17 protein-coding genes and 1 tRNA gene are annotated in these 17,069 nt (G+C 41.4%); 2 read left to right on the top strand and 16 right to left on the bottom strand.

Translation table 11 applies throughout. The features are described from left to right. Positions 1–26: 26 nt before the first annotated feature. A tRNA-Pro gene (locus AUR67_RS07675) sits at positions 27–103 on the top strand. Between the two features lie 53 nt (positions 104–156). Here the strand turns inward: AUR67_RS07675 and AUR67_RS21380 are convergent. The 14 genes from AUR67_RS21380 to lrp all read right to left on the bottom strand — a co-directional run bounded on the left by AUR67_RS21380 (position 157) and on the right by lrp (position 14,232). Next, a complete protein-coding gene (locus AUR67_RS21380; protein ID WP_235591810.1) occupies positions 157–336 on the bottom strand; it encodes a hypothetical protein in 180 nt (59 codons plus the stop codon). 86 nt (positions 337–422) lie between these two features. Beyond that, complete coding sequence (locus AUR67_RS21375) at positions 423–689, bottom strand: hypothetical protein (protein WP_235591809.1); 267 nt, start codon at positions 687–689, stop codon at positions 423–425. 69 nt (positions 690–758) lie between these two features. After that, positions 759–1,610 (bottom strand): endonuclease NucS domain-containing protein, encoded by an 852-nt coding sequence (locus AUR67_RS07665; RefSeq protein ID WP_058584816.1) that lies wholly within the window; start codon positions 1,608–1,610, stop codon positions 759–761. Between the two features lie 792 nt (positions 1,611–2,402). Then, positions 2,403–2,876, bottom strand: a complete 474-nt coding sequence (locus tag AUR67_RS07655; RefSeq protein WP_058584814.1) for a L,D-transpeptidase family protein — start codon at positions 2,874–2,876, stop codon at positions 2,403–2,405. A 110-nt stretch (positions 2,877–2,986) separates the two neighbouring features. Beyond that, complete coding sequence (locus AUR67_RS07650; protein ID WP_058584813.1) at positions 2,987–3,337, bottom strand: hypothetical protein; 351 nt, start codon at positions 3,335–3,337, stop codon at positions 2,987–2,989. A 197-nt stretch (positions 3,338–3,534) separates the two neighbouring features. Next, entirely contained in the window at positions 3,535–4,035 is a 501-nt protein-coding gene (locus AUR67_RS07645; RefSeq protein WP_058584812.1) for a hypothetical protein, read from the bottom strand. A gap of 201 nt (positions 4,036–4,236) precedes the next feature. Continuing rightward, entirely contained in the window at positions 4,237–5,559 is a 1,323-nt protein-coding gene (locus AUR67_RS07640) for an ABC1 kinase family protein (protein ID WP_058584811.1), read from the bottom strand. 180 nt (positions 5,560–5,739) lie between these two features. Beyond that, the gene (locus tag AUR67_RS07635) at positions 5,740–7,284 is read right to left on the bottom strand and encodes an arylsulfatase (RefSeq protein WP_058584810.1); all 1,545 of its coding nucleotides are present in this window, start codon (positions 7,282–7,284) and stop codon (positions 5,740–5,742) included. 174 nt (positions 7,285–7,458) lie between these two features. Further along, the gene (gene serS / locus AUR67_RS07630; RefSeq protein ID WP_058584809.1) at positions 7,459–8,763 is read right to left on the bottom strand and encodes a serine--tRNA ligase; all 1,305 of its coding nucleotides are present in this window, start codon (positions 8,761–8,763) and stop codon (positions 7,459–7,461) included. 9 nt (positions 8,764–8,772) lie between these two features. Continuing rightward, entirely contained in the window at positions 8,773–9,159 is a 387-nt protein-coding gene (gene crcB / locus AUR67_RS07625) for a fluoride efflux transporter CrcB (RefSeq protein ID WP_082389253.1), read from the bottom strand. Continuing rightward, positions 9,152–10,489 carry a replication-associated recombination protein A gene (locus AUR67_RS07620; protein WP_058584808.1) on the bottom strand — a complete coding sequence of 446 codons (1,338 nt, stop codon included), beginning with the start codon at positions 10,487–10,489 and terminating at the stop codon, positions 9,152–9,154. Before AUR67_RS07620 ends, crcB begins: the two co-directional genes overlap by 8 nt. Positions 10,490–10,492: 3 nt before the next feature. After that, positions 10,493–11,119 carry an outer membrane lipoprotein chaperone LolA gene (gene lolA / locus AUR67_RS07615; protein WP_058584807.1) on the bottom strand — a complete coding sequence of 209 codons (627 nt, stop codon included), beginning with the start codon at positions 11,117–11,119 and terminating at the stop codon, positions 10,493–10,495. After that, the gene (locus tag AUR67_RS07610; protein WP_058584806.1) at positions 11,119–13,611 is read right to left on the bottom strand and encodes a DNA translocase FtsK; all 2,493 of its coding nucleotides are present in this window, start codon (positions 13,609–13,611) and stop codon (positions 11,119–11,121) included. Before AUR67_RS07610 ends, lolA begins: the two co-directional genes overlap by 1 nt. Before the next feature lie 141 nt (positions 13,612–13,752). Further along, on the bottom strand, positions 13,753–14,232 hold the full coding sequence (gene lrp, locus AUR67_RS07605) for a leucine-responsive transcriptional regulator Lrp (RefSeq protein WP_054552971.1): 480 nt from the start codon (positions 14,230–14,232) through the stop codon (positions 13,753–13,755). Positions 14,233–14,374: 142 nt separating this feature from the next. On the opposite strand from lrp, the gene ald reads away from it, so the two are divergent. Continuing rightward, the gene (gene ald, locus AUR67_RS07600) at positions 14,375–15,496 is read left to right on the top strand and encodes an alanine dehydrogenase (RefSeq protein WP_058584805.1); all 1,122 of its coding nucleotides are present in this window, start codon (positions 14,375–14,377) and stop codon (positions 15,494–15,496) included. Between the two features lie 98 nt (positions 15,497–15,594). Here ald and rluB read toward each other — a convergent pair whose 3' ends face one another. After that, positions 15,595–16,467 carry a 23S rRNA pseudouridine(2605) synthase RluB gene (gene rluB, locus AUR67_RS07595; protein ID WP_055198703.1) on the bottom strand — a complete coding sequence of 291 codons (873 nt, stop codon included), beginning with the start codon at positions 16,465–16,467 and terminating at the stop codon, positions 15,595–15,597. Continuing rightward, positions 16,464–17,054, bottom strand: coding sequence for an SMC-Scp complex subunit ScpB (gene scpB / locus AUR67_RS07590; RefSeq protein ID WP_054552968.1), 591 nt, complete (start codon positions 17,052–17,054; stop codon positions 16,464–16,466). Before scpB ends, rluB begins: the two co-directional genes overlap by 4 nt. Positions 17,055–17,069: the final 15 nt, after the last annotated feature.

Here is a 17,069-nt window from a genome sequence, read left to right as displayed (position 1 = left end):
AAAAGCCGTACTATGGCTTGCAACGTCGGCATATAGCGCAGCTTGGTAGCGCACTGTCATGGGGTGTCAGGGGTCGCAGGTTCAAATCCTGCTATGCCGACCACTTTTCCTTATCCCTATCAAAAACTTACATGCTATTCTTAGTTTCTATAAAATCTAAAACGTTAATAACGTTGAAAAGCTATACACTAATTTACCATCAACAGCCTCATGATCTTTAGCTACAAATTGTGCCGTCCAACCTTTGTTATCACTTGATGCTAAACCTGATGAATGCAACTGACAAAAGAGTTGCTCTAAAAATAATGATTGGTAACTAATTAAGAGATCTTCCAACTCTGATTTACTTTTTGAAACTGGAATATTTATTTTTGCGTTGTAGATAGCGTTAATGGGTTTTGGTGTATAAGCATTGAATTTAGTTATAAATCAGGATTTTGATTGATAAATGGATCGAGTTCATCTTGCTCGGCTTGTTGCAAATGATAAACAAATGTTGAATCACAGCATTCTGTTGCAAAGGATCGCTCATAAGAGTCATTTACAAAGCGTGAAGAGAAAACAACACTTCTAGGTTTGTTAGTTTGACTTTGAATATCAAAATCATTGAGTTCTAGAATTCGATGAACTCTCCATATCCCTGAACCATAGCTTCTGACCCAATCTCCGACCTTAATATTATCGTCCATACTTTCCTTGATGCCTAACGTCTTGCATAAACGGCGCGAACGAACTTAATGCAATTGTTAGGAATTTGGTTATTCAACACTACGAACTATAAAATTTAATTCGTATTCTAGAAGCATGACTTTCGGTGTTTCGGAAGCAGCATATTTGAGTTTGTTTGTAGCTCTGCTGGCGATTACCACTCCAAAGACATCTTGTATTGAACTAGCAAGCTTAGAACGAACCCAACCCATATACCTGAGAACCTGACCCATAACTGCATCAGCACCTTTCCCAACTTTCAATTCAATAACATAAAAATTATTATCTGTTCCGATAGTTAGAATGTCGATTATTCCTGCCTCTGTACGATACTCAACACCGGGAATTCCTGCTTCATCCATGAATAAACTCAGGGTGGTGTTTAACCCACTTATTGATGATAAATTCTGTGCAAGATAATCTCGAAGATGCGCTTCCATCGCAAATTGACTGCCTTCGCCTTCAGGAGTTGATGCTGTTCCTTTTGATGGATCTTTTTCGTTGGGAAGACTTCCTTCGATATCAATTATTTCAGAAGTATCAGTTTCAGGTTCGGCAACCTGCGTTACAGTAAGCGTGCCTAGATTATTTTTGAATATTTCCCATACACCATGTTTAGCTGGATCGTAAAGCTCGAAATGTTTCCTTTCATTTAAAAATAATTTGTCATATTGGTTGTTGGTGTCAGTGCGCCTAGGTTGCTTACCACCACCATAATGAACCCTGGACGGAGAATTTACAGTTACCATTTTACTGTCGTAGGGAACATTTTTAGACCGTGTTTCGGGAAGAAAATTTTCAAGAAAATATTGCTTAATTTGTGGAGTGCTGGCACATCCACCCAAAGCTTCCACCGCTTCGATAACCAGCTGCCAGTTAGGGCGCTGCGGATCATGTTTCATTATTTATTCCTAACATGTTTATAGCGAGCAAATCGGGTGTTTTTCTACCGCAGTATCGCTCGCTTTTCTGAATGACTCATTTGTAACAAACTTCTTAACTAATTGCCAATACTACTAAAATGCAGGAGCTTTAGCTTTTGTCTCAGGACAAGAACGAGCTATTGGATCGTTTTCGTGGCTATGCAAGCTCTTTACTTTGATGAAATAAAAAAGCAATTGTGAACAGACGAAGGACGGCTCTATAAAAGAAAGGCCTTGGTAACACCCAGTTAGGGGCTGATTAATGTTTGGCTAAAATGCAAAGGTAGCGAAACCGAACCAAGCTTTAGCAGTCCTATTCTTAAACAGCTTGTTAGGTTTTCTTATACACATAGAACCTAAATATCATTGCTTGGGACAATGCAGTCAGCGCAAATAATACAGAATCCTGACTTTGAACAAAATACAACGATAAGCTTACTAGAATACTAACTACCATATAGATCTTGAAGGAAGCATTTGCATATTTACAAATTACCCAATGAACAGGAAAGCCGACACATAGCCACCCGACCAACGATACTAGTAAATAGACACCTAAAAAAAGTAAACTTGATACAAATAAGCCAGTAATATCACTAGCGGTTGTAGGTAGTGAACCCATAACCAAAGTTATTACGATTATTCCTAAGGCTACCCATGACAGGCTTTTGATAATTGCGCTATCCCAGTTTCCTAAGTTCACCACTCCTCCATTAAAACATAACGATAAGCTCTGCTGCGTCCTTGCTTGAGTGCCTAGTTATATGCCAATTACCACTCTATTTGGATTTTTGTGCCTACTTTAACCAAATCCATGAATTCATCCATTTCTGAATTTGTTAAAGCAATACAACCATTTGTCCAATTGAAATTTTGAGTAATTCCAGACAACCAACCCAACCAATTCCTTTGCCCATGCACCATGATAAAACCTCCAGCAGAAACACCTTTTCTTTTAGCATTATCTAAATCAGCTTTATTGGGATAATTGATGTGCATTGCTCGGTAAAAAGAAGAATCTTCTTTTTTATAGTCTAATATATAAACACCTTCGGGAGTTTTCTGATCACCTTCTTGTTCCTTGTGACCTTTGGGTGCACCACCAAAAGCAACACGATATTCTTTTATTACTTTACCATTATCCAGTAAATACATTTTATTTTCTGACTTATCAACTTTTACTAAGTTAACCTCAGCAAAAGTTGAAAATGATAGAATACTCAAAATTAACGCAAATAGTTTCATGGCATATAACGTTTTGCTAAGGGGCAATTAACTGTTGGCTAAACTTGCGCGAAGCGCTAAGCCAACTGTTAATTGTCCCAGTGAGTTTACGAACGAACTTGAGCAACTTGTTATGCATTCTCAGCTCCCAAGTAGTTCCCAATTTCGTCATCTGTTTTAAACAGCGATAAATAGGTATCTATAAACCACTCTTTAGCGCCATTGACCGCCAATACTTGTTCGCGTGTAACTTGGTAACAATCGAAAATATCATCATTACTAAATGGTGAATCCTCGCCATTTTGAATTGTGAAAACTCGACCTTTTTCATTTGTATAGATATGACAAGTGACTGCGCAATCTTCTTGATTGGTGTTTGGCCACTCACCTGTCATAAATGAAAGCCAAATATGGCGCTCGTTTTGATGCTCAAGCATAGCAAGACAAAAAGCAGTTTCACCTTCATCACTATATTTAAACATGCCACGGATAAATTTATTCTCGTGATCTCTTCCGCACTTACATTTGCAATAATATTCTTTGCGATTCTCAATCATTGACTTTTTCGCCATACTTCCGTGAATGCATAACGCCTTACTAATGGGCGCATAAATGCTTGGCTAAAATTAGCGACGAAGGAGTACAAGCCAAGCGTTTTGCTTCCATTTTGAGCGACTTGTTAAGGTGCAGTACCCACAACCGACAAACTGTCTATTCGTTTTTTAATTAATTGACCACAATTGTCAATTTCAGCTAAAAGTTTATCTTGGTTCTCTCGTTGTTTTTCCCAGTAATCTTTATCGTGAGGGTTTAACAACTCATAATCTATTGCCTCATGCCGACAAACCTTATTAATTACCTTTAGAGACTCATCAACTTCACTAGAATAAAATGGAGTATATTGATTTAGTAAAGTAACAAATTCATTATTTGCTTTAGCAAATTTCGTAAGACGGTCTAACTTCACCTCATCTTTGGTTTTATCAGCTGGAACTTGATCAAAGCGACTTTTAGTAACATGGACACCTTGATCAAGTAATGTCTTTAGTTTTAAATTTGATTTCTCAAGACTCTTTTTATATTTCTCTAGTTGGAGTTTACCAAAATATACAAACAATCCCGACAGGATTACTCCAACTCCACCTAAAGTGGTCAAGATATCGTTGAGGATCGGATTCATATGCACCTTAACAATTTTATAGTGCGCGCGTCGCTCATCTTTCTGCCGATGCTACGCGCAGGTATTAATAAATCTATTTTTAACAAATAACGTAATGCATCGCCAACTCTAATTTTTATTGGTAATAAAGATATTCAGAAAAAGAAATGCGCTAGTCGCACATCTTGGGCCATAAATGAGTTACCCCAAACTCCCGTTCAATTAATTATCTCTCTGTACTTCAAACTCCTTAAAAATACTATTTACATTCACTTTTGCGCCTAGCTTTGCAGCGATTAAAAAGAGGCCTGCTAGTTTCCTGTGAACGAACAAGGCATCTACGGGTGGTGCGTGCCAATGCTCTGAGGCGGTACTCATTTTTAGGCCGAGTTCTTTAATGCGTTTTGGTAAGTCGCTATTCGCAAAATCATATTCACCTTGGTGGCGCAGTGGTTCGCAAGCGAGAAGAAATATATCGACGACATTATCTATATACTCTTGAGCAAGCCCTTGTTGAAAATAGCCAATTTGTTGTGCAGCTGTTGCAACATCTGCCCTATCATTATTAATCGCACCAGATAATAACTGTAAGTAGCCATCACTAATATGCTGAGGTAGTTCGCGGGTGGCGCCAAAATCTAAAAGCACTAAGCGTTGATTGTCGATTTGATATTGATAATTAGCAAAGTTTGGATCTGTTTGAACTAGTTTAAAGCTAAATAATTCACGTATAAATAGGCTGAGTAACTGTTCAACCGCTTTATTACGTAGCGCTTGCTCTGTGTTTGCCAGTTCATCTAGCTCTTGACCTTCAACAAAACTCATTACTAGAACTTGAGAAGAACTAAGCGAATCTACCACAGTTGGAATAAGGTAATTGTCGTCACCCTTTAAACACTCGCTGTAGCGTTTTAAATAATTTGCTTCTAACTCGTAATCAGCTTCGTTAATAAGCTGTTGTTTTGCTTCATCGATAAGAGGCTGTATTTCTACCTCTTTGGGTAATAAGCCACTGAGCTTCAGAAGGTAAGCTAAATTATCAACATCACTAGCAATGCCTTTTGCAATACCTAGGTATTGCACTTTAACTGCTAACTTTTCGCCCGATTCTCGATAAGCGATATGCACTTGCCCTATTGATGCCGCAGCAAATGGTCTGAGTTCAAAATGCGATAATTGCTCTAGCCACGCATCACCCCAATGCTCTCGCATTACTTTAACAAGCTGCTTTTGTGGCATGGGCGTCGCTTCAGAGCGTAGCCTTGCTAAAATTGCAGATAGCTCAGGAGTAAGTAATTCGCCACTGTCCATGGATAACAGCTGCCCCAATTTCATTGCTGCGCCACGCAAATTTGCAAGCTGCTCAGCAAAGCGTTGAATATTTTTTGGCTGTAACAATAACTCTTGTCGTGATGTTTGCTTGCCCGTCGCCCATGCTTTTGTGCCTTCAAACAACATATTACCCGCGACTTTACCAGCTAAAGAACCAAGCCGAGCAGCGCGTGAAAACCGTGATGTTGGCACTGACTTTTGTTTATTACTCATATTGCTTCACACTATTAACTTAATGCTTTGAATACGTTGATTGTTCAGGTTTGGATCGACTTTAGCTCTTACTATCTACAACCTTTTCGTCCCAAAAGCAAAAAGCCGCACGGTTAGCTTATTTGCTTCCCGATGCGGCTATTTATTTAAAAACAACTTAATGAATCGCTTTATTGAGTGTTATTGCTTACCAGACATCAACTGTTCCATTAACTGACTAAAGTCGAAGCTAGCCGCTTTTTGTAATGGTGGATATTTTGATAGTGACTGAATATGCTCACCAAGCAAGTGTTGTACAGGCTCATTTAACCATTGTTTAGCTTGCACTATGTCTGAACGGTCAGTTAGGCCATCAAAGCTTTCAAACGGGTCCATACGTAAGTTATAGATAATCGGGAACTTTTGCTTTTCGTACTGAGCGTAATAGTTTTCGCTCGTTTCGAAATGAAGTTTCCACTGCTTGTAACGTACGGCTTTGATGCTCGATTCGTAATAATACAGAAAGCTATCACGCGCACTTTCGTCTGTTTTACCTAACCAATAATCTAAGTTGTTTACGCCATCAATCGGTTGCTTGTGCTCTTTAAGCGCTTTTTTCGCGATATTTGGTTCACCCGCAGCAGCTGCAAGCGTTGTGTAAATATCCATGTGCGATTGAATACCCGTTAGTATGGTATTTGCTGGCACTTTACCCGGCCAACGAACAATCATAGGAACGCGGACGCCGCCTTCGTATGTTGTCATTTTTTCACCACGGAACGGTGTTGTGCCACCATGTAATCGTGCGCTGTGTTCTGGGCCATTATCAGTAGAGTAAATCACAATGGTGTTATCTAGGGCACCCATATCTTCCAGGGTAGCCATTAACTCACCCACTTGTTGGTCATGCTCAATCAAGCCACTGCCGTATAAATCATGCTCAGTGGTGTAGTCTGCTGCTAGATAACGGCTTTCATCACTTAAACGCGTGTACATATGCATACGGCTTGGGTTAAACCATACAAAGAAAGGTTTATCAGCTTTTTGCGCTCGCTTAATAAAGTCTATGCTTGCGTCCATAAACTCTTTATCAACGGTTTTCATTCGCTCACGAGAAAGCTGGCCAGTATCTTTAATTTTTTGCTTACCTACTTTACCAAAGCGTGGATCAACTGTTTTGTCATCTACATTTGTGGCGTAAGTATGTAAAACACCTCGCGTACCATACTTTTTGAAAAATTCAGGATCTTTCGGGTAATCACGTTGTTCAAACTCTTCTTGAGTATTCAAATGGTATAAATTTCCGAAAAACTCATCAAAGCCATGAACTGTAGGTAGGTGCTCGTTGCGGTCACCTAAGTGGTTTTTACCAAATTGCCCTGTTGCATAACCCTGCTCTTTTAATACCTCAGCAAGGGTATAAGAGCCCGCTTTTAAACCAAGCTCGCCGCCTGGTCGGCCTACCGTTGTCATGCCACTACGAATTGGATATTGACCGGTAATAAGGGCTGCGCGCCCGGCTGTGCAAGACGGTTGCGCATAATGATCGGTAAACATTGTACCTTCATGGGCGAGCTTATCGATGTTTGGCGTTTTGTAACCCATGGTACCAAGCCCATAAGCACTTACGTTTTGCCAGCCAACATCGTCGGGGAATATGATCAGAATATTAGGTTTGTCTTTAGCAAAAGCGACAGAGCTTGCTAAATATAAAGCAGCGGATGCTACGGCGAGTAGTTTTTTCATAACAGCAGTCCTTCGTGTATTGTAAAAAATACTATGTCGTTTAGTGATAAAACGAATAGTACTTTTTTTAGTCTACTAAAACTGCTATGTACCGCAATTAATTATTAACTTTAAACACAAAAAAACCGTATTTGCTTTCACAAATACGGTTTTTAAACGCTATAAACTTAAATGTTATTTAATAACTTCTAAGCCACCCATGTAAGGGCGTAATACTTCTGGTACAACAATTGAGCCGTCTGCTTGTTGGTAGTTCTCTAAGATTGCTACCAGTGTACGACCAACCGCTAAACCTGAGCCATTTAATGTATGAAGTAGCTCTGGCTTTTTCTCGCCTTGACGACGGAAACGTGCTTGCATACGACGCGCTTGGAAATCAACCATGTTAGAACATGATGAGATTTCACGATAGGTGTTTTGTGCAGGTAACCATACTTCTAAATCGTAAGTTTTTGCTGCGCCAAAGCCCATATCACCCGTACATAAAATCACTTTACGGTATGTAAGTTCTAATGCTTGTAAGATTTGCTCAGCATGGCCTGTTAGCTCTTCTAGCGCTTGCATTGAATCTTCTGGTTTTACTAGTTGTACTAATTCAACTTTGTCGAATTGGTGCTGACGAATAAGACCACGTGTATCACGGCCATAGCTACCGGCTTCACTACGGAAACAAGGTGTGTGCGCTGTTAAACGAATTGGTAAGTCGCTTTCGTCGTAAATTTCGTCACGAGCACTGTTCGTAAGTGGTACTTCAGCAGTAGGAATTAAGCTAAAACCTGGTTGTTGCTGACCGTCGTCATCCACTAAACCTAATGTGTGGAATAAGTCACCAGCAAACTTAGGTAATTGGCTTGTGCCGTATAAGCTTGCGCTATTAACAAGGTAAGGCACATACATTTCTGTGTAGCCGTTTTTCTCTGTGTGCGTATCAAGCATGAACTGTGTAAGAGCACGGTGCATACGTGCAACTTGACCACGCATAACAGTAAAACGCGCGCCACTGATTTTAACGCCCATTTCAAAGTCTAGGCCATTTACGTCTTGACCAACATCAACGTGATCTTTTACTTCAAAGTCGTATGACTTAGGCGTACCCCAGGTTGAGATTTCAACGTTTTGATCTTCGTCTTCACCTACTGGTACAGACTCATCAGGTAAGTTTGGAATAGCAAGTGCAATTTGCTTAAGCTCTTCAAGTACTGCGTCTTGCTCAGCTTTAACGCTGTCTAGTTGGTCGCCAAGATTACTTACTGAATCAAGCAGCTGCTGTGCTTTTTCGTGCTCGCCTTTCGCTTTTGCTTGGCCGATAGCTTTGGAACTTGCATTACGCTCGCTTTGAAGTTCTTGCGTTTTTACTTGTAATGTTTTGCGTTTTTCTTCAAGTGCAGTTACCGCTGCAGTATCAAGTTCGTAACCGCGTGATGCTAAACGTGCAGCCGCTTGTTCGATATCTTGACGTAAATATTTAGAATCTAACATGTTCGATTTTTAACCTTTTTGCATTACCAGCTGAAGGCCCAGCCAAGCCATAAATATACACACCACCACGTTCAAGGTGATATTGAGGGCCATTTTAAAAAAGTGACCTTGTTGCAAGAGCAACAACGAATCCATTGAGAATGTTGAAAAGGTGGTCAATGCACCTAAAAAGCCAATACCAATTAAGGTTTTAGCGGGGCTAACAGCGATTATTTCTTTTTCAATCAAGCCGTATAAAATGCCCATTAACAATGAACCAAGAATATTAACTGTCAACGTGCCAAAAGGGAATCCCCTACCGAGCAGTTTTAGCATGGTTTCGCTAAGAAAATAGCGTAAACATGCCCCTGAAGCGCCACCCATTGCAATCATCATGTAAAGTTTCAAACTATTCATAACGTTTAATATCACTTTGCTCGTTGCGCTGGGTTAAATATTCCAGCTTTTGTTTTATTTTTTGTTCAAGCCCGCGGTCGGTTGGGAAGTAATACTGGCGATCATTAATTGCCTCAGGGAAATACTTTTCGCCTGCAGCAAATGCACCTTCCTCATTGTGTGCATACCGATATTCAGCGCCATAACCTAAGTCTTTCATTAAGCTAGTTGGTGCATTGCGTAAATGCTCTGGCACCGGATGGCTCGGCTCATTTTTAGCATCTTGCATAGCTTGATTAAATGCCATATAAACCGCGTTACTTTTCGGGGCACTGGCTAAATAAATGGTGGCTTGTGCAATAGCGCGCTCACCTTCACTTGGGCCAACACGTTGAAAAATATCCCACGCGTTGAGTGCCACTTCCATTGCTCGCGGGTCGGCATTGCCAATATCTTCTGTAGCAATCGCTAATAAGCGCCTTGCAACATAAAGTGGGTCTCCGCCCCCTGCTAAAATACGGCAGTACCAATATAAGGCGCCATCAGGTGAACTACCTCGCACTGACTTATGAAACGCTGAAATCAAGTCGTAAAACTCATCGCCGCCTTTATCGTATTTGGCTAAGTGAGTTGGCAGTACTTGGCTTAAAACATGTTGATCAACAAGGTATTTACCCTGCTGCTCCGTGGTTAAATCAACCGCTTGTTCTAACAGGTTAAGTACTTTACGTGCATCGCCATCACTTGCTTGGCAAAGCGCTTGCTTAGCGTTTTCGGCAATGTCTATGTGTTTTTGGCTGAGCTCTACGTCTTCACGTAAAGCACGCTCAATTACGTTAAATAAATCGGCTTGTTCAAGTGCTTTTAATACATATACACGGGCACGAGACAGTATCGCGTTATTAAGTGCAAATGATGGGTTTTCGGTGGTCGCGCCAACAAAAATAAAAGTACCGTCTTCGATATGCGGTAAAAATGCATCTTGCTGGGATTTATTAAAGCGATGCACTTCGTCTACGAATAATAAGGTGCGCTGCCCTCGCCCAGCAAGGTTTGCTTTTGCTTCGCTTACGGCCTCACGAATGTCTTTTACACCTGCTGTGACTGCCGACATTTGAATGAGGCTGGCATCGGCATGGTTTGCAATAATCTGCGCTAACGTGGTTTTACCAACGCCTGGCGGCCCCCACAAAATGAGGCTGTGGCATCGACCTGCAAGAATTGCTTGGTAAAGAGGTTTATCGGGGCTTAAAAGATGCTGCTGACCTATGTAGTCATTGAGTGTTTCGGGTCGCATGCGCGCCGCAAGTGGGCGCACATCAGGACCAAAATTAAATCCGAGATTACTCAAGCCTTAATCACCTTGGCTTTGGTCGTCAACTTCAACACCTTCAGGAATAGTAAATTCAAAGGTTTGAGTTGCAAGTGCTTCGTTTACTTTAGCATCTTTAAAGGTAAATAAAGACTGCTGACCAGAGGTATCTAGTACAGTCAGTGATGCTAGGCCTTGCTCTTGAGCGTTAAAGCTAATGTCTAGTTGCTCAACTTGGCTCTCAACGCCTTTGTTTGGTGTTACGCTAAAACCTGCATCGGTTGCCACAACTTGGTATTTTGCCCACTGCTCTGGATCTTTTGAGGTCAACAATACAAACGGTGTTGAATCAATCAAGCTGTGGGTATTCATAATCGTTACTTGCTCAGCAAAGCTGTCGAAGTAATACGTTTTGTCGCCATTAGATACAAATAAAGTATCGTCTGGGCTTTGCTGTTGCCAGCGGATCATCATAGGTTGCTGAAGAGCAATATTCCCCTCACCTTGCATGATAGCTTCGCCTTGCGAATCGGTAACTTGCTGTGAAAACTCTGCTTTAAAACTTTTAATCGCAGCCAGTTGTTGTTGCAACGCTTCGCTGTCGTCTGCAAAACTTTGACCGCTTAATAAACAACCCATAATTAGGGCTAGGTATTTAATTTTTTTCATTAATTTGCTCCACCATTTGGCACTAAGACTTCGCGGGCACCGTTATGTCCTGGTGCGCTAACAATGCCTGATGTTTCCATTTGTTCAACTAAGCGAGCTGCGCGGTTATAACCTACACGAAGCTTACGCTGTACACTCGATACCGACACTTTGCCGGTTTCAATTACAAATGATACTGCTTCATCGTAAAGCGGATCTGACTCTTCATCACCGTCTTCACTGGTTTCTCCTGGTAGTAAAATTTCTTCTGTGGCATCGCCACTTAAAATTTCATCAATGTAATTTGGTTTGCCACGTTTTTTCCAATCGTCTACAACCGCATGAACTTCGTGGTCATCAACAAACGCGCCATGCACACGCACTGGTACACTGGTACCCGGCGGTAAGTAAAGCATGTCACCCATACCAAGTAAGTTTTCAGCACCTTGCTGATCTAAAATGGTACGCGAGTCAATTTTACTTGAAACTTGGAACGCCATTCGTGTTGGAATATTCGCTTTAATCAAACCTGTAATTACGTCAACCGATGGGCGCTGTGTTGCTAACACTAAGTGAATACCAGCAGCACGGGCTTTTTGCGCGATACGTGCAATCAGCTCTTCCACTTTTTTACCCACGATCATCATCATGTCGGCAAATTCGTCAATGACCACCACAATACTTGGCAGTTTATCAAGCTCTTCAGGGCCATCGGCCATGCCGTCGGTGTCTTTAAACAGTGGATCTAGAATCGGTTGGCCCGCTTCTTTGGCATCCAACACTTTTTGATTGTAACCTTTTAAGTTACGCACCCCAAGTGCCGACATTAGCTTATAACGACGTTCCATTTCGCCTACACACCAACGCAATGCATTGGCTGCTTCTTTCATGTCGGTAACAACTTCACATAATAAATGTGGGATGCCTTCGTACACAGAAAGTTCAAGCATTTTCGGGTCGATCATGATCATACGAACATCATCTGGGCCCGATTTGTACAGTAAGCTTAATATCATTACATTAACGCCCACTGACTTACCTGAACCTGTAGTACCCGCAACAAGTAAATGTGGCATTTTGCCAAGGTCAGCACATACTGGCTCGCCAGCAATGTCTTTACCTAACACCATAGTCAGTGGTGATGGGTTTGATTCAAACTTAGGCGCGTTAATAACTTCGCTTAAACGCACGATTTCACGGTGTTTGTTAGGCAGCTCTAAACCTACATAAGTTTTACCCGGAATAACTTCTACAACACGTACGCTTACAGCAGACAGTGAACGTGCTAAATCTTTCGCTAAGCCAGTGATTTTAGCTACTTTAATACCCGGCGCTAAATCAAGCTCAAAACGCGTTACAACCGGACCTGGGTATACACCCACAACCGCAGCTTGAATGTTAAAATCAAGTAATTTGGTTTCAACTAAACGCGAGATTCCATCAAGCTCTTCTTGAGATAATGGGTTTTTCGCTTTATCTGGGCGGTCTAATAAATCAAGTGATGGTAAAGGGTTTGTAGGCGGCTGCTCTTCAAGCAGTGCTTCAAACTTTTCTTTTGCCGTTGGCGGTGGCTCATATGCAGGTTTTGGTTTAGGCATAGGGCGCGCAGGCGAAACAACCGTTGTGACAGGTTTTTCTGGCTCAACGACTGGGCTCTGATCAAGCGCATTCAGTGCCGAAACGGTATCGAATGATTCATCATCAAGGGCACTAAAACCAATTTCTTGGTCAAGAATATCATCAAGTTCGTCAAAGCCTTTAAAGTCATCATCGGCTTTTTCTGCAGGCTTTTGCTTAGGCTTAGTAGGCTTTGGTTCTTCTTCATCTGCATCATTAAAGCTAATAGCTGGCTCGTTTTCTGGTTCTACAAAGTTAGCGTCTGGCTCTGTAGTGGCAATATCTTTAACAGCTTCTTTTTCACGATGTAGCCACGCAGAAAATTGCTCACGTAAAAAGTAAAATGCTTTCATTACCCACTTGCCGACAAAATCGACGAATTGCACCCACGAAATACCGGTTAATAGGGTTAAGCCTGCAAAGAAAAAGCACAGTAATAAAATTGAGGTGCCGGTAAAATTAAAGGTTGGCATCATTGCTGTAGCAATAACATCCCCCACTACCCCACCAGATGAAAAGTTATAAATATCATCAAAATTAATGCTGCTGATAGCGGTCGCTGAAGTAATAAACAGCGCAAAGCCAATAACACGTAAGGCAAGCGTGGTGTAATCAAGCTGGAAAATACGGTGTGGCTGTTTAAATAATAAATAACCGAACAATTGAATAGCAACAGGCACTAAATAAGCAAGCCAGCCAAAAGTGAGTAATAGGATATCAGCAACCCAAGCTCCCGCTGTGCCGGTAATATTCTTAACATTAACAAATTCACCGGTTTGCGACCATGAAGGGTCCGCAGGATCAAAACTGATTAATGCACATAAAATAAATACTGCAGCAAAGGTGCTGATGATTAGCCCCGTTTCTAACAGTCTTTGAACACCATTTAGGCGCATAGCTCCCTATTCCTTATTATTCTTTACTGATCGATTAGCAGTGAAATACCTTAGCAGGAAATGCCGTTTGATGCACTTTATCTTAGCCTTGATGGACTGATAATGAACAAGTTTTTGTTACTCAATATGTATTTTAACAGTTTAGGCAATATATGGGCGAATAATGACCCCTTCTTCACCTTTTACTTCTTCCATTACCACATAAGTTCGGCTTTCACTGACATTTGGTAGTTTTAGTAGAATATCACCCAGTACATTACGATATTCCGACATATCATTTACACGTGTTTTTAATAAAAAGTCGAAATTACCCGATACTAGATGACACTCGATTATTTCGTCGTGCTTTTTAACTGCAGCGTTAAACTCTTCGAAAACATCTGGTGAGGTTTTAGTGATGGTTACTTCTACATAAACCGACAAACCTTGGCCAAGTTTAGCAGGATCCACTACTGCTTTATATCCGAGTATATAACCCTCTCTTTCGAGCTTTTTTACCCGTTCCAAACAAGGGGTGGCACTTAGCCCTACACGCCTTGCCAGCTCTACGTTAGAGATCCGACCATCGAGCTGTAATTCCATTAAAATTTTACGGTCTATTCTGTCGAGTAATTGATGCATAAGCCAAACCAGAGTTTTGCACTGTTTAAAATGTATTTTTAGATTATATCACTAGATTACCACTTAAAAAAGGTGAGACACACTGGCTGGTCATGAATATAATAGTCAAAAATTTTATCCCGTTCTATTAAGGCGAAAAACTATGATTATTGGTGTACCTAAAGAAATCAAAAACCATGAATACCGTGTAGGTATGGTTCCTGCGAGTGTTCGTGAACTAGTAAACCATGGCCACCAAGTGTTTGTTGAAACTGATGCTGGTATGGGCATTGGCTTCACTAACGAAGATTATGTTACAGCTGGTGCTGAAATTTTACCTACAGCAGCAGACGTTTTTGCTAAAGCTGAAATGATCGTTAAAGTAAAAGAGCCACAAGCAGTTGAGCGTGCAATGTTACGCGAAGACCAAATTCTATTTACTTACCTTCACTTAGCACCGGATCTTCCACAAACTGAAGACCTAGTTAAAAGTGGCGCAGTGTGTATCGCTTACGAAACAGTAACTGATTCACGTGGCGGTTTACCTCTTCTTGCTCCTATGAGTGAAGTTGCTGGTCGTATGTCTATCCAAGCTGGTGCACAAGCGCTTGAAAAATCAAACCACGGCCGTGGTATGTTACTTGGTGGTGTACCAGGTGTTGAGCCAGCTAAAGTTGTTGTTATCGGCGGCGGCATGGTTGGTCGTAGCGCAGCGCAAATGGCTGTTGGCCTAGGTGCTGATGTTGTTGTTCTTGACCGTAACATCGACGTACTACGTGCATTAGACGCACAGTTCGGTAATAAAGTTAAAGCTATCTACTCTACTGCTGACGCACTAGAAAAACACGTATTAGAAGCTGACCTTGTGATCGGTGGCGTACTAATCCCAGGTGCAGCAGCGCCTAAACTAGTAACAGCTGAGCACATCAAAGCAATGAAGCCTGGTTCGGCAATCGTTGACGTTGCAATCGACCAAGGTGGTTGTATCGCAACTTCTAAAGCGACAACTCACGCTGATCCTACTTACATCGTTGATGACGTTGTTCACTACTGTGTTGCTAACATGCCAGGTGCTGTTCCACGTACTTCTACGTTTGCACTTAACAACGCAACATTACCGTTCATCATCAACCTTGCTAACAAAGGCTATAAGAAAGCGCTTCTTGACGATGCAAACTTCTTAAAAGGCTTAAACGTGATCAAAGGTAAAGTTACTTATAAAGAAGTGGCTGAAGCTTTCAACATGGAATATGTTGACCCACGTACAGCAGTTGAAAATGCTTAATTAGCATTGTGAAACAAAAAAAGCAGCGATATCGCTGCTTTTTTTATGCCTGTTTGCAAGTGAAGTGTTCTACTTGCAAACAAGTTTGAAAATAGTTTTTAACGACGCTTAGTTTGTTTAGCGCGTTGATTGTGCTTTTTAACCGCCTTACGGATTTGGTTAATTTTAGCACGCTTGTCTTTACGCTTTTCAGGAATAACCGACAGCTTAGTTTGCGTTTCGCGGCCTAGTTGTACTGTTTTACGTAAATAGTTAACCGTGTCTAAATCAAGCTCAGCCCAACCACCTTGTGGCAAGCGCTTATCAAGCTCTAACTTACCGTAACGAATACGGATAAGACGCGATACTTCAACATCTTGTGATTGCCATAAACGACGTACTTCGCGGTTACGACCTTCTGTTAAAGTCACATTGAACCAACGGTTGATACCTTCACCACCCATAGGTTTGATGTTTAAGAATTTTGCAGGACCATCTTCAAGCTCAACACCTTTTGTTAAAGTGCGTAGCGTTTCGTTAGTCACTTCACCAAACACACGAGCTGAGTACTCACGCTCTACTTCGTAGCTTGGGTGCATTAAACGGTTAGCAAGTTCACCATCGTTAGTAAACAGCATTAAACCAGCGGTATTAATATCTAGTCGGCCAACTGCAATCCAACGTTCGCCATCAACACGTGGTAAACGGTCAAATACCGTACGACGTCCTTCAGGGTCTTTACGTGTACATAACTCGCCTTCTGGTTTGTTATACATAAGCACTCGACAAATACGGTCGGCTTTGTCTTCAATTTTTACTACGTGACCGTCAACTCGAATTACATCGGTTGCTTCAACACGGTCGCCTAAACGTGCCACTTTACCATTCACGCTCACACGGTTGGCATCGATGTATTTTTCCATTTCACGACGTGAACCCACGCCAGCACGGGCTAATACTTTTTGTAACTTTTCAGTTTCTACATTACTCATTCAGATAGTTCTCTCACAGAAGGATCGCTCAATAACTGGTTGATTTTACTCTCCTGAAGTTCAGGTAACGGCGGTAATTCATCTAAACCAGCTAATGAAAAATAATCTAAGAAAGCGGATGTTGTGGCATACAATGCTGGGCGCCCAGGCACCTCTTTATGGCCAACAACTCTAACCCACTCTCTTTCTAATAAGGTTTTAATTATTCCTGAGCCAACAGCAACCCCCCGTACTTGTTCAATTTCACCACGGGTAATAGGTTGTCTATAGGCAATCAAGGATAAAGTTTCTAGTAGTGCTCGTGAGTATTTAGGTGCGCGCTCTTGCCATAAGTTTGCCAGCCAAGGCGCTAAACTAGCGCAGGCTTGAAACCTGTAACCGCTGCCTACTGCAACAAGCTTAATGCCTCGGGTTTGATAATGCGTTTGAATTTGTTCAATTGCATTATTAATGCGCGGCATAGAAACGCTTAAATCAGCTAATACTGTCTCTTTTAAATGACGTTTAGACACAGGTTTTCCAGCAACAAAAATCGCGGCTTCTATGATTTCGACTAACTGTTCATCACTGATACGTTTTGTGGCCATCGCTACTAAAGGTCA

This window comes from Pseudoalteromonas sp. XI10 (genome assembly GCF_001469895.1).
Taxonomy (GTDB): Bacteria; Pseudomonadota; Gammaproteobacteria; order Enterobacterales; family Alteromonadaceae; genus Pseudoalteromonas.
The sequence above is the reverse complement of the archived record's forward strand: the minus strand, read 5'-3'. Positions and strand labels throughout refer to the sequence as shown.

Bases quoted from the DNA above. Each gene is read 5' to 3' on its own strand.
- AUR67_RS07655 (WP_058584814.1), bottom strand. From the start codon at position 2,876: ATGAAACTATTTGCGTTAATTTTGAGTATTCTATCATTTTCAACTTTT.
- serS (WP_058584809.1), bottom strand. From the start codon at position 8,763: ATGTTAGATTCTAAATATTTACGTCAAGATATCGAACAAGCGGCTGCA.
- lolA (WP_058584807.1), bottom strand. From the start codon at position 11,119: ATGAAAAAAATTAAATACCTAGCCCTAATTATGGGTTGTTTATTAAGC.
- AUR67_RS21375 (WP_235591809.1), bottom strand. From the start codon at position 689: ATGGACGATAATATTAAGGTCGGAGATTGGGTCAGAAGCTATGGTTCA.
- AUR67_RS07610 (WP_058584806.1), bottom strand. From the start codon at position 13,611: ATGCGCCTAAATGGTGTTCAAAGACTGTTAGAAACGGGGCTAATCATC.
- AUR67_RS07640 (WP_058584811.1), bottom strand. From the start codon at position 5,559: ATGAGTAATAAACAAAAGTCAGTGCCAACATCACGGTTTTCACGCGCT.
- scpB (WP_054552968.1), bottom strand. From the start codon at position 17,054: ATGGCCACAAAACGTATCAGTGATGAACAGTTAGTCGAAATCATAGAA.
- lrp (WP_054552971.1), bottom strand. From the start codon at position 14,232: ATGCATCAATTACTCGACAGAATAGACCGTAAAATTTTAATGGAATTA.
- AUR67_RS07645 (WP_058584812.1), bottom strand. From the start codon at position 4,035: ATGAATCCGATCCTCAACGATATCTTGACCACTTTAGGTGGAGTTGGA.
- AUR67_RS07665 (WP_058584816.1), bottom strand. From the start codon at position 1,610: ATGAAACATGATCCGCAGCGCCCTAACTGGCAGCTGGTTATCGAAGCG.
- rluB (WP_055198703.1), bottom strand. From the start codon at position 16,467: ATGAGTAATGTAGAAACTGAAAAGTTACAAAAAGTATTAGCCCGTGCT.
- AUR67_RS07650 (WP_058584813.1), bottom strand. From the start codon at position 3,337: ATGTTTAAATATAGTGATGAAGGTGAAACTGCTTTTTGTCTTGCTATG.
- AUR67_RS07635 (WP_058584810.1), bottom strand. From the start codon at position 7,284: ATGAAAAAACTACTCGCCGTAGCATCCGCTGCTTTATATTTAGCAAGC.
- ald (WP_058584805.1), top strand. From the start codon at position 14,375: ATGATTATTGGTGTACCTAAAGAAATCAAAAACCATGAATACCGTGTA.
- crcB (WP_082389253.1), bottom strand. From the start codon at position 9,159: ATGAATAGTTTGAAACTTTACATGATGATTGCAATGGGTGGCGCTTCA.